Origin of the sequence: Pseudomonas sp. PB105, from assembly GCF_009764655.1 — a bacterium.
Lineage (GTDB): Bacteria > Pseudomonadota > Gammaproteobacteria > Pseudomonadales > Pseudomonadaceae > Aquipseudomonas > Aquipseudomonas cyclaminis.
The window spans coordinates 1-12,206 of record NZ_RWIO01000086.1; the positions used below are offsets into that span (position 1 = coordinate 1).

Genomic DNA, 12,206 nt, shown 5'->3' on the forward strand with positions numbered 1-12,206 from the left:
GAGCGGGCTTGTCCCGCGCTGGGCTGCGCAGCAGCCCCAAAACCAGGCAACTTGGTTTTTCTGAAAAAACGCGGTGGGTTTGATGGGGCTGCTTCGCAGCCCAGCGCGGGACAAGCCCGCTCACCACAACAGCCCGTTTGCCATAGATTCAGTATCCACGGAAAGTTATGTAGACACCTATGCCCCGATAGGGCCATCAGCCTCACCACAAGACTCAAGGCTCCAACCCAATGCCGCGCAAAATCACACCCGTCACGGTCTGGATCGCTTTCTCAAACTGCAGGTCCGACAACGGCTGGTGATCATTCAGAATCTTCACCTGATGGTCAAAGTCGGCATAGTGCTGGGTCGAAGCCCAGATCATGTACAGCAGGCTCGACGGCTCCACCGGCAGGATGCGTTTGTCTTCCACCCATTGACGAATTTTCGCTTCCTTCATCTTGGCCCAGTCGTACAGGCTTTCGTCCAGCGCCTCACCGAGTGTCGGCGCGCCGTGGATGATTTCGTTGGCCCAGACCTTGGAGCCATACGGCCGTGTGCGTGAGCGCTGCATCTTGGCGCGGATGTAGCTGCTGAGCACCACCCGTGGGTCATCGAAGGTTTCGAAGCTCAGGGCATCCTGTTTCCACACATCCAGCAGGTCGAACAGCACGGCGCTGTACAGCTCGCTTTTGGTGGTGAAGTAGTAATGCAGGTTCGAGCGCGGCAGTTGCGCTTCTTCGGCGATGTCGGCCATGGCGGTGCTGCCGTAGCCTTTCTCGGCGAAGACTTTCTCCGCCGCCAGCAGGATTTTTTCGACGTTGGCCCTACGAATTCCGATCTTGTGATTGCCCATAAGGGCTCCCTGACAAAGACATACGCCAAAGACTACCACCCGCTCTAGATCGGGGCGACAGGCCAAGCCGAAACTTCGTACACTGCCCACTCCTACCCATTGATTGGTATTGAACAATGTTGATCAAGAAAACCCTCACCATCGTCGCCCTGCTCGCATCCCTGCTGGGCGCCTCGGCGGCGTTCGCCCATGCTCACCTCAAAAGCTCCACGCCGGCGGCAGACAGCACGGTGACAGCCCCCGCCGATCTGCGCCTGACCTTCAGCGAAGGCATCGAGGCGACCTTCACCAAGGTGTCCCTGAGCAAGGACGGCACCGAAATCGCGATCAAAGGCCTGGACACCGAAGGCACCGACAAGAAAGTCCTGGTGGTCACCCCGGCCGCACCACTCGCGGCCGGCAACTACAAAGTGGTGTGGAATGCCGTGTCGGTCGACACCCACAAGAGCAACGGCGAATACAGCTTCAAGGTTGGCCAGTAATCCATGGCGACCCTGCTGGTGCTGTGCCGCTTTGTGCATTTCATCGTCGTGTTGCTGATGTTCGGGGCCTGCGCGTTCAGGCCCTGGCTCCTCGGCGCTGAACCGCAGCCGGCGCTGGACCGGCAATTGCTGCGCATCACCCGTGGGCTGGCATGGACGGCCCTCGCGTCGGGGGCGATCTGGTTACTGTTGATTACTGTCAGCATGGCGGGCTCATGGTCGGCGGCGCTGGAACCGTCGACCGTGCAGTTGGTGCTGGGCAAGACCTTTTTTGGCCAGGTGTGGACCTGGCATCTGATCGTGAACGGCTTACTGATCATCAGCCTGATGACCCCGTGGAGGGCCCCTCGCCTGCCGCTGATCACGCTGTTGCTGATAACCCTGGCCCCGGTCGGCCATGGCGCCATGCTCGATGGGCTGAGCGGGCAGTTGTTGATCCTCAACCAGGTGGTCCATCTGATGTGTGTGGGCGCGTGGTTGGGCGGGCTGTTGCTGCTGGTCTTGATCCTCAGGCAATCACAGCGTTTTGAGTTGGCGCCCGTCCTGCGTCGTTTCAGTGGCGTGGGTTACGGCCTGGTCGCGGGCTTGCTGGTGACCGGCCTGATCAATGTGCGCGTCCTGACCGGGCAGTTGTGGCCCACGCCGTTGTTCAGTGGTTTTGCCCTGATTCTGTTGATCAAGGTGATGCTGGTGCTGGGGATGTTGGCGCTGGCGTTGCTGAACCGCTTACGCCTTGATAGCTGCGAACAACGGCTGGGCAGCTTGAGGGCCAGCGTGATGCTGGAATGGCTGCTGGGTGTTTGCGCAGTGGCCGCCGTTTCACTCCTGGGCACCTTGCCGCCGATGCTGCTGGCTGGCTGAAACGACATTGACTCTGCCCGCTTTAGGTCGGCACCCTCGTTGTCATCGTATAACTTCCCCTTGACACCTCGGGAAATCCCCGCAAATATCCGCTCCAATGTCGTACGACGACGTATAACAAATAATAAAAACAACAAACAGAAAGGGAGCATCACTGTGAGTCAATTCGCCCGCAATTCGTCTGCGCGTCTCGGTCTTATCGGACTCGGCAGCCTGGCCTTCACCCTCCCCCTCACTGTCCAGGCCGAAGGGTTTGTCGACGACGCCAAGGCCACGCTCAACCTGCGCAACGCCTATTTCAACCGTAACTTCACCAACCCGGCGAACGCTCAGGGCAAGGCCGAAGAGTGGACGCAGAGTTTCATTCTCGATGCCAAGTCGGGCTTTACCCAAGGCACCGTGGGCTTCGGTCTTGATGTGTTGGGCCTGTATTCCCAGAAGCTCGACGGCGGTAAAGGCACCGGTGGCACGCAGTTGTTGCCGATCCATGATGACGGTCGCCCTGCGGATAATTTCGGGCGTCTGGGTGTGGCGTTGAAAACCCGGCTGTCGAAGACCGAGTTGAAGGTCGGCGAATGGATGCCGGTGCTGCCGATCCTGCGTTCCGACGACGGGCGCTCCCTGCCCCAGACCTTTCGCGGCGGCCAAGTGACGTCCAACGAGATCGCCGGCCTGACCCTTTACGGCGGCCAGTTCCGTGGCAACAGCCCGCGCAACGACGCGAGCATGGAAGACATGTTCATGAACGGCAAAGCGGCGTTCACCTCCGACCGTTTCAACTTCGGTGGCGGCGAATACAGCTTCAATGACAAGCGCACCCAGGTCGGCCTGTGGTACGCCGAACTGAGCGATATCTACCAGCAGCGCTACGTCAACCTCACCCACAGCCAGCCGGTAGGCGACTGGACCCTGGGCGCCAACCTCGGCTTCTTCAGCGGCAAGGAAGACGGCAGCGCCCTGGCCGGCGATCTCGACAACAAGACCACCTTCGCCCTGCTCTCGGCCAAATACGGCGGCAACACCTTCTATGTGGGCCTGCAAAAACTCACCGGCGACAGCGTGTGGATGCGCGTCAACGGCACCAGCGGCGGCACCCTGGCCAACGACAGTTACAACGCCAGCTATGACAACGCCAAGGAGAAATCCTGGCAGGTGCGGCATGACTTCAACTTCGTGGCGCTCGGCGTGCCGGGGCTGACCCTGATGAACCGCTATATCAGCGGCAGCAACGTACACACCGGCGCGATCACCGACGGCAAGGAGTGGGGACGCGAGTCGGAGCTGGCCTACACCGTGCAGAGCGGCGCGCTGAAGAACCTCAACGTGAAGTGGCGCAACTCGACCATGCGTCGGGATTTCAGCACCAACGAGTTTGATGAGAACCGGATCTTTATCAGCTATCCAATCTCGCTGTTGTAGAACTCAGCCTCCCAGCCCCAGGAAATCCCCGGTGGGAGGGGGTTTGCTCCTGATGGCGGTGGGTCACTAACAGATGCACTCACTGGCATGCCCTCATCGAGGGCAAGCCCTCTCCCACATTTTACTCCGCGCTCTGTCCGCAAGAACGTTGACAACCTGGGGACTCCCTAACAATACTTCGGCATAGTCATACGACAACCTACAACAAAAAATCTGGAATCCCCATGACCACGACCACCCACGCTCCTTTCAACCGCCTGCTCCTCACCGGCGCCGCCGGCGGCCTTGGCAAAGTCCTGCGCGAGCGCCTGCGCCCCTACGCACATGTCCTGCGCCTGTCCGATATCGCGGCCATGGCCCCGGCTGCCGATGCTTCGGAAGAAGTCCAGCCCTGCGACCTCGCCGACAAACAAGCCGTGCATCACTTGGTGGAAGGCGTCGACGCCATCCTGCACTTCGGCGGTGTCTCGGTAGAGCGTCCTTTTGAAGAAATCCTCGGTGCCAACATCAGTGGCACCTTTCATATCTACGAAGCCGCCCGTCGCCATGGCGTCAAACGTGTGATCTTTGCCAGCTCCAACCACGTGATCGGCTTCTACAAACAGACCGAAACCATCGACGCCCACTCGCCACGCCGCCCGGACAGCTACTACGGCCTGTCCAAGTCCTACGGCGAAGACATGGCCAGTTTCTACTTCGACCGTTATGGCATCGAGACCGTGAGCATTCGCATCGGCTCGTCGTTCCCGGAGCCGCAGAACCGTCGGATGATGCACACCTGGCTGAGCTTCGACGATCTCACCCAACTGCTCGAACGCGCGCTGTACACGCCGAACGTCGGCCACACCGTGGTCTACGGCATGTCGGATAACCAGGGCACCTGGTGGGACAACCGCTACGCCGCGCACCTGGGGTTTGCACCCAAGGACACGTCCGAAGTGTTCCGCGCCCAGGTCGAAGCCCAGCCGCCCGTAGCTGCCGATGACCCGGCCAAGGTCTATCAGGGCGGCGCGTTCTGCGCGGCCGGGCCGTTCGGTGACTGAGTTCACATCAACCCAAGGGAATGAGTTGCCATGACTGCTGATTTGATCGTCGACGCCCGCAATGCCGTGGGTGAATGCCCGGTGTGGGTGCCTGAAGAAAACGCGCTGTACTGGGTGGACATTCCCAACGGCGGCCTGCAGCGCTGGAGCGCCAGCAGCGGCCATGTCGCGGCGTGGAAAGCCCCGCAGATGCTCGCCTGTATCGCCCGCACCACGGCGGGCAATTGGGTCGCGGGCATGGAAACCGGCTTTTTCCAACTTACCGCACACAATGACGGCAGCCTCGACACCACGTCTCTGGCCAGTGTCGAACACCCGCGCCCGGACATGCGCCTCAACGACGGCCGCTGTGACCGCCAGGGCCGCTTCTGGGCCGGCAGCATGGTGTTGAACATGGGCCTGAATGCGGCCGAGGGCATCCTCTACCGCTACGCGTCAGGCTCAGCGCCTCATGCTCAATTGGATGGGTTTATCACCCTCAACGGCCTGGCCTTCAGCCCCGACGGCCGCACGATGTACGCCTCGGACTCGCACCCGCTGGTGCAACAGATCTGGGCCTTCGACTACGACATCGACACCGGCACGCCGTCCAATCGCCGCGTGTTTGTGGACATGCACAACCACCTCGGCCGCCCGGACGGCGCAGCGGTGGACGCAGATGGCTGCTACTGGATCTGCGCCAACGACGCCGGCTTGATCCACCGCTTCACCCCGGACGGTCGCCTGGATCGCTCCCTGAGCGTTCCGGTGAAAAAACCCACCATGTGCGCCTTCGGCGGCAGTCGCCTGGACACGTTGTTCGTCACCTCGATCCGTGATGATCAAAGTGAACAGTCGGTGGCCGGCGGTGTGTTCGCCCTCAACCCCGGCGTCACCGGTTTGCCGGAGCCCAGCTTCACCCTCTAGCTGCATCGCTGTGCCTTGAATACAACAATAAAATAACAAGACAGGAGTGACCCCCATGGACTTCAAACGCACCTTGCTCGCCGCCGCAGTGTTCACCCTCAGCAGCGCCGCCCACGCGCTGGAAATCAAATTCGCCGACATCCACCCCGCCGGCTACCCCACCGTGGTCGCCGAAGAGAACATGGGCAAGGCCCTGACCAAGGAAAGCAACGGCGAACTGACCTTCAAATATTTCCCCGGCGGCGTGCTGGGCTCCGAGAAAGAAGTGGTCGAACAGGCCCAGGTCGGCGCCGTGCAGATGACCCGCGTCAGCCTCGGCATCGTCGGGCCGGTGGTGCCGGACGTGAACGTGTTCAACCTGCCGTTCGTGTTCCGTGACCAGGCGCATATGCGCAAGGTCATCGACGGCGAGATCGGCGATGAGATCCTCGCGAAGATCACCGACTCCGAGTTCGGCCTGGTGGCCCTGGCCTGGATGGACGGCGGCACGCGCAACCTCTACACCAAGAAACCCGTGCGCAAGATCGAAGACCTCAAGGGCATGAAAATCCGCGTGCAGGGCAACCCGTTGTTCATCGACGCGTTCAACGCCATGGGCGCCAACGGCATTGCCATGGACACCGGCGAGATCTTCAGCGCCTTGCAGACCGGGGTCATCGACGGCGCGGAGAACAACCCACCGACCCTGCTTGAGCACAACCACTACCAGAACGCCAAGTACTACACCCTCACCGAACACCTGATCCTGCCCGAGCCCATCGTGATGTCGAAAATCACCTGGAACAAACTCACCCCCGCCCAGCAGGACATGGTGAAAAAAGCGGCCAAGGCCGCCCAGGCCGATGAGCGCGTGCTGTGGGACGCCAAGTCCGCCAGCAGTGAGGAAAAACTCAAGAAGGCCGGTGTCGAGTTCATCAGCGTCGACAAAAAGCCCTTCTATGACGCCACCGCAGCGGTACGTGCCAAGTACGGCGCGCCGTACGCCGACATCATCAAGCGTATCGACGCCGTTCAGTAACGCCCTCCTCCCTGACAAGGCTTGGCGCGGTCGGCATCGACGCGCCCGGTTACGGTGAACGCCATGAAGAATCTGCTGCTGCGCATCAACGACCGCATCTACATGACCTGCATCTGGGTCGCCGGCCTCGCGGTCCTCGGGGTCGCACTGATCATCCCTTGGGGCATCTTCGCCCGCTACATCCTTGGCACCGGCTCAAGCTGGCCGGAGCCCACCGCCATCCTGTTGATGCTGGTGTTCACTTTTATCGGCGCGGCCGCCAGTTACCGTGCCGGTGCGCACATGTCGGTGGCGATGGTCACTGACCGCCTGCCGCCCACCCAACGCCGAATCGTCGGCATTTTTTCGCAACTGCTGATGGCGACCATCTGCCTGTTCATGACCATTTGGGGCACCAAGCTGTGCCTGTCCACCTGGAACCAGTTCATGAGCGCCATCCCCACCCTGCGCGTGGGCATCACCTATATGCCGATCCCCATCGGTGGCGTGCTGACCCTGGTTTTTGTGCTGGAAAAACTCCTGCTCGGTGACCAGAGCAACCGGCGCGTGGTGCGTTTTGACCTGGTTGAAGAAAGCGAAGGGGCTGCCTGATATGGACGCATTGATTCTGCTGGGCAGCTTTATCGCCTTGATCCTGATCGGTATGCCGGTGGCCTACGCCCTGGGCTTGTCGGCGCTGATCGGCGCGTGGTGGATCGACATCCCGTTCCAGGCCCTGATGATTCAGGTGGCCGGCGGCGTGAACAAATTTTCGCTGATGGCCATTCCGTTCTTTGTGCTGGCGGGGGCGATCATGGCCGAGGGCGGCATGTCGCGCCGGCTGGTGGCGTTTGCCGGGGTGCTGGTGGGCTTTGTGCGCGGCGGCCTGTCCTTGGTCAACATCATGGCCTCAACATTTTTCGGCGCGATCTCCGGCTCGTCGGTGGCGGACACCGCCTCGGTGGGCTCGGTGCTGATTCCGGAAATGGAACGCCGTGGCTACCCACGGGAATTTGCCACGGCGGTGACCGTCAGCGGCTCGGTGCAGGCCTTGCTCACCCCGCCCAGCCACAACTCGGTGCTCTACTCCCTGGCGGCAGGCGGCACCGTGTCCATCGCCTCGCTGTTCATGGCCGGCGTGGTGCCGGGGCTGATGATGAGCGCGTGCCTGATGGTGCTGTGCCTGATTTTCGCGAAGAAACGCAACTACCCCAAAGGCGAAGTCATCCCGTTGAAGCAAGCGCTGAAGATCGCCGGCGAAGCGCTCTGGGGCATGATGGCCATGGTGATCATCCTCGGCGGCATCCTGTCGGGCATCTTCACGGCCACCGAGTCCGCCGCGATTGCGGTGTTGTGGGCATTCTTCGTGACCATGTTCATCTACCGCGACTACAAGTGGAATGAACTGCCCAAGCTGATGCACCGCACGGTGCGCACGATTTCCATCGTGATGATCCTGATCGCCTTCGCCGCCAGCTTCGGCTACATCATGACCCTGATGCAGATCCCGGCGAAAATCACCACGCTGTTCCTGACCCTGTCGGACAACCGCTATGTGATCCTGATGTGCATCAACGCCATGCTGCTGTTGCTCGGCACGGTGATGGACATGGCGCCACTGATCCTGATCCTCACGCCGATCCTGTTGCCGGTGGTGCTCAATATCGGCGTCGACCCTGTGCACTTCGGCATGATCATGCTGGTGAACCTGGGCATCGGCCTGATCACCCCGCCGGTGGGCGCGGTGCTGTTTGTCGGCGCGGCAGTGGGCAAGACCACGATCGAGAAAACCGTGAAGGCGCTGCTGCCATTTTATGCGGTGCTGTTCCTGGTGCTGATCGCCGTCACTTACATCCCGGCGTTGTCGCTGTGGCTGCCGAGCGTGGTGCTGTAATGATTGAGCTTAAAGATGACCTGACCCACCTCAGCCTTAACCCGGCCGTGGGCGGCAGCCTCGTCAACTGGACCGTGCGCGCCAGCGGGCAACCGCTGTTGCGGCCTAACGACCCGCGCAGCAAGCTGCCTGGCAAGCTGGGGTGTTACCCGTTGGTGCCCTGGTCCAACCGCATTGCCAATGGGGGGTTCGAGACCCCCGACGGCTGGCTGGCCCTGGCGCCCAACAGCCCGAGCGATCCCTTTCCGATTCACGGCTCGGCCTGGCAGCAGCCGTGGCACGTCGTCAGTCAAAGGGCGCAGGAAGTGGTGTTGGAGCTGCGGTATGAAACGCCGTTCGCCTACCGCGCCGAGCAGCGGATCCGGTTGAGCAACGGCGAACTGAGCATCGCATTGCGCGTGACCCATCTGGCCGAAAAAGCGGCGTGGCATGGGCTTGGGCTGCACCCCTACTTCCCGCGCCGGCCTGACACTCGGTTGCAGGCCTCGGCGGCGCAGGTGTGGTTGAGTGACGGCACAAAGTTGCCGACAGGCTTGGCGGCAGTGCCGCCCGAGTGGGATTTTCGGGTATTGAACGAGTTGCCTGAAAGTCTCGTGGACAACGGCTTTTGCCAGTGGGACGGGCACTGCCGAATTGAACAGCCAGAGCTGGGCTATACGCTGGAATGCCAGGCCACCGGCGCCGATTACTTCCTGCTGTATTGCCCGCCGGGGTTGGGGTTCTTTTGCATTGAACCGGTGAGTCACCCGGTGAATGCTCATCACCTGCCGGGGCGACCGGGCCTGAAACTGCTGGAACAAGGCCAGTCCACCCAACTCAATTTCACCCTGAAATACATTCAAAATGTGGGAGGGGGCTTGCCCCCGATGGCGGCCTGACAGCCCCCTCCCACAGTTTTGATTAGTGTTGTGTCAGTGATGTCAGGGTGGAGAGTTTTTCAGACGCCCAGCCGTATCGATACTCACGACAACCGACAACCCAGGCCGCAGCCGCTCACTCTCGGCCTGATCCGGGTCCACGGTAATCCTCACCGGCACCCGCTGGGCAATCTTCACAAAGTTGCCCGTCGCGTTGTCCGCCTGCAACAGGCTGAACTCCGACCCCGTCGCCGGGGAAATATGCTGCACCGTGCCGTGAAACCTGCGGTGGTTCAGCGCATCCACGGTGAAGGTCACCGGTTGGCCGACCTGCACGTTGTCCATCTGGGTTTCTTTCATATTGGCGATTACCCACAGCTGTTTCGGCACCAGGGCCATCAGTTGCGCGCCGGAGTTGACGTAGGCCCCCAGACGTACGCCAATCTGGCCCAACTGGCCGTCGCGGGGCGCCGTAATGCGTGTGTTGGAGAGGTCGATCCGCGCCAGTTCGACCGCCGCATCGGCACTCGCCACCGCCGCCTCCAAAGAACCGCGATTGACGATCACCGTCTGCAAATCCTGGCGCGCGATTTCCAGGCTGGCCTGGGCTTGGGCGACGGCGGCAACCGTCTGTGCATTGGCCGCACGGGTCACGTCCAGCTCGCGCCGGGACACCGAACCGTCGCTGATCAGCTCCTCGTTGCGTCGCAGATCCGCCGTGCTTTTACGCGCCTGGGCCTGGCTATCCACCAGCGCAGCCTGGCGCAACTTGATGGTCGCTTCGGCACTGTTGCGCTGCTGAACCACATTGGCCAGCGCGGCTTTCTGCACCGCCAGTTGCGCCAGGGCCTGGTCCAGGCGCTGTTTGTAGATACGATCATCCAGGCGCACCAACAGGTCGCCAGCCTTGACGTACTGGAAGTCCTGCACCGGCACTTCGAACACATAGCCGCTGAGTTGCGGGCCGATGATCGTCACCTGGCCGCGTACCAGGGCGTTTTCAGTGGTTTCCACCGCGCTACTGAACGGCGGCAATTGCCAGGCGTAGAGCACAACCAACACGCCGACGATGGCAATCGCGGCAAACCCCAGGGACGACAGGATGCGCACCCGCAGTGGCCGCAACTCGGTGGGCACGGCGCCGGGCGGCGTGCTGCCTTCCGGGGTGGAGGCGATGGCGGTGGTGGTGGTCGTTGATGGTTCGGTCATGAAGGTGCGCCGCTGGGTTGAACGGGAGGGGCTGCTTGAGTGGTACTCATCAGCCACAGACTGCGGATAAAGATCCAGAGCATGGTCAGGATCGCGATGATCGCGATCAGCATGAAGACATCGTTGTAGGCCATGACATTCGCTTCGCGCGTCGCCGCCGTGGCCAGGCTGCGAATACCCATGAGGTTGCGCAGTTCCGGGTCGGCGACAATGCCGCCGTAGGCCGAACCACCGCTCTGCACCCGCGCGGCCACACGCGGGTCAAGCAAGGTCAGGTGTTCGACAATCATGCTGGAGTGGAACTTCTCGCGCACGATCTGGAACGTGCCCAGCAGCGCCGCGCCAATCAGGCCGCCGAGGTTCTGGCAAATACCGAACATCACCGAAAAACTCACCAGGTTGCGTGGGTTGGTCAGTACGTTCTTGGTGCCCAGCACCATGGTCGGCCCCAGGAAAAACGTGCCGCCAAAGCCCAGCAGGAACTGGCTGACATACAGGTTCTGGGGCCGGGTCAGGTTGCTGGAGAAACTGTCCATCACCGAGCCCACGGCCATCAGCGCCAGGGAAATCACCAGCGGCATCAGCAGGTGCGCCGGGTTGATGGTCAACGCGCTGACCACCAGCCCGCTGATCGCGCCGGCCAGCATCACCACATACAGGGTGTGCATCTGCTGGTAACTCATATTGAGCATCTGCATAAAGCCCACCGCACCGGTGGATTGCTCGGACAGCACCATGCGAATCAGGATCACCGCCAAGGCCAGCCGGATCATGGTGCCGCTGCCCAGCCAGCGGGTCATCAGCATCGGGTTGGCGCGGTTATGCTCGATGGCCAGCCCGGCCATGATCAACACCAGGGAACAGGCCGAGGCGACGCCGATCCACGGCGCTTCCAGCCACCAGTCGATACGCCCCAGCGACAGCACCGCACAGAGCAAGGCCACGCCGGTGGCGAGGATGCCGAAGGTCAGGAAGTCGAGTTTTTCGAAAGTTTTGAAACGGTCGCCGGGCGGCAACTTGAGCAGGAATACACAGCCCAGGCAGATCAGCGCCATGCCCAATTCAAACAGGTACAAGCCGCGCCATTCGGCGATTTGCAGCAAGTCTTCGGAGAACAACCGCGCCAGCGGCAACGCCAACTGCGCCGTACCCAGGCCCAGCACCAAGGCTTTGAGCCGCCACTTGGCCGGGAACGCCTGGATCATGTAGTACAAACCCAACGAACTCAGCGCCGCGCCCACCATCCCGTGGGCTGCGCGTACCGCGATGGCCGAGCTGAGGTCATTGACGAACAAATGGCCAAAGGTCACCAGCGCGTACAACACCAGGAACACTTCGGTGAACACCCGCAGGCCGAACTGCTGGCGGAACTTCACCAGCAGCAGGTTCATGCACACGTTGGTCATCACATAGGCGGCGGGCAGCCAGGCCATTTCCGCCGTGGTCGCACCGAGCGCGCCTTGCAGGTATTGCAGGTTGGCGATGACCAGGGCGTTACCCAGGCCACCGGTGATGGCGACCAGCACACCGACCAGCGCATACAGCCAGCGCTTGTGCGTGGGGTGCCACGGCGTCGACGGCGAACCGGGCAGGCTCGGGCGCTCGTGGGGTTCCCAGGTGTGGGGGGTGTATTTGTCCATTCAATGACCTAGATGGGCCGACGGGGTCGGTGGGTGAAACCAGTACTCAGAGTAGTAAACCTG

Annotated in this window: 12 protein-coding genes; 9 read left to right on the forward strand and 3 right to left on the reverse strand. The window is 61.7% G+C overall.

The features are described from left to right. Positions 1-214 precede the first annotated feature (214 nt). A complete protein-coding gene (locus EJD88_RS20575) occupies positions 215-835 on the reverse strand; it encodes a TetR/AcrR family transcriptional regulator (protein ID WP_099586628.1) in 621 nt (206 codons plus the stop codon). A 116-nt stretch (positions 836-951) separates the two neighbouring features. Between EJD88_RS20575 and copC the strand changes: the two genes are divergently transcribed. The 9 genes from copC (at position 952) to EJD88_RS20620 (ending at position 9,315) form a co-directional block, all read left to right on the forward strand. Beyond that, complete coding sequence (gene copC, locus EJD88_RS20580; protein WP_158878884.1) at positions 952-1,317, forward strand: copper homeostasis periplasmic binding protein CopC; 366 nt, start codon at positions 952-954, stop codon at positions 1,315-1,317. Positions 1,318-1,320: 3 nt separating this feature from the next. Continuing rightward, complete coding sequence (gene copD / locus EJD88_RS20585; RefSeq protein WP_099586626.1) at positions 1,321-2,178, forward strand: copper homeostasis membrane protein CopD; 858 nt, start codon at positions 1,321-1,323, stop codon at positions 2,176-2,178. 156 nt (positions 2,179-2,334) lie between these two features. Continuing rightward, complete coding sequence (locus EJD88_RS20590; protein WP_099586625.1) at positions 2,335-3,597, forward strand: OprD family porin; 1,263 nt, start codon at positions 2,335-2,337, stop codon at positions 3,595-3,597. 224 nt (positions 3,598-3,821) lie between these two features. Continuing rightward, on the forward strand, positions 3,822-4,640 hold the full coding sequence (locus tag EJD88_RS20595) for an NAD(P)-dependent oxidoreductase (protein WP_158878885.1): 819 nt from the start codon (positions 3,822-3,824) through the stop codon (positions 4,638-4,640). A gap of 30 nt (positions 4,641-4,670) precedes the next feature. Beyond that, positions 4,671-5,546: an SMP-30/gluconolactonase/LRE family protein gene (locus EJD88_RS20600; RefSeq protein WP_158878886.1), complete on the forward strand. Its 876-nt coding sequence runs from the start codon at positions 4,671-4,673 to the stop codon at positions 5,544-5,546. A gap of 55 nt (positions 5,547-5,601) precedes the next feature. Beyond that, positions 5,602-6,564 (forward strand): TRAP transporter substrate-binding protein, encoded by a 963-nt coding sequence (locus EJD88_RS20605; RefSeq protein ID WP_158878887.1) that lies wholly within the window; start codon positions 5,602-5,604, stop codon positions 6,562-6,564. A gap of 63 nt (positions 6,565-6,627) precedes the next feature. Beyond that, complete coding sequence (locus tag EJD88_RS20610; protein WP_099586621.1) at positions 6,628-7,155, forward strand: TRAP transporter small permease; 528 nt, start codon at positions 6,628-6,630, stop codon at positions 7,153-7,155. 1 nt (position 7,156) lies between these two features. Next, positions 7,157-8,437 carry a TRAP transporter large permease gene (locus EJD88_RS20615; protein ID WP_112196026.1) on the forward strand — a complete coding sequence of 427 codons (1,281 nt, stop codon included), beginning with the start codon at positions 7,157-7,159 and terminating at the stop codon, positions 8,435-8,437. After that, a complete protein-coding gene (locus EJD88_RS20620; RefSeq protein ID WP_158878888.1) occupies positions 8,437-9,315 on the forward strand; it encodes an aldose 1-epimerase in 879 nt (292 codons plus the stop codon). The genes EJD88_RS20615 and EJD88_RS20620 overlap by 1 nt, the downstream gene beginning before the upstream one ends. Before the next feature lie 42 nt (positions 9,316-9,357). On the opposite strand, the gene EJD88_RS20625 is transcribed toward EJD88_RS20620, so the two are convergent. After that, positions 9,358-10,503 (reverse strand): HlyD family secretion protein, encoded by a 1,146-nt coding sequence (locus EJD88_RS20625; RefSeq protein WP_158878889.1) that lies wholly within the window; start codon positions 10,501-10,503, stop codon positions 9,358-9,360. After that, positions 10,500-12,143 (reverse strand): MFS transporter, encoded by a 1,644-nt coding sequence (locus EJD88_RS20630; RefSeq protein ID WP_112196028.1) that lies wholly within the window; start codon positions 12,141-12,143, stop codon positions 10,500-10,502. Before EJD88_RS20630 ends, EJD88_RS20625 begins: the two co-directional genes overlap by 4 nt. Positions 12,144-12,206 lie beyond the last annotated feature (63 nt).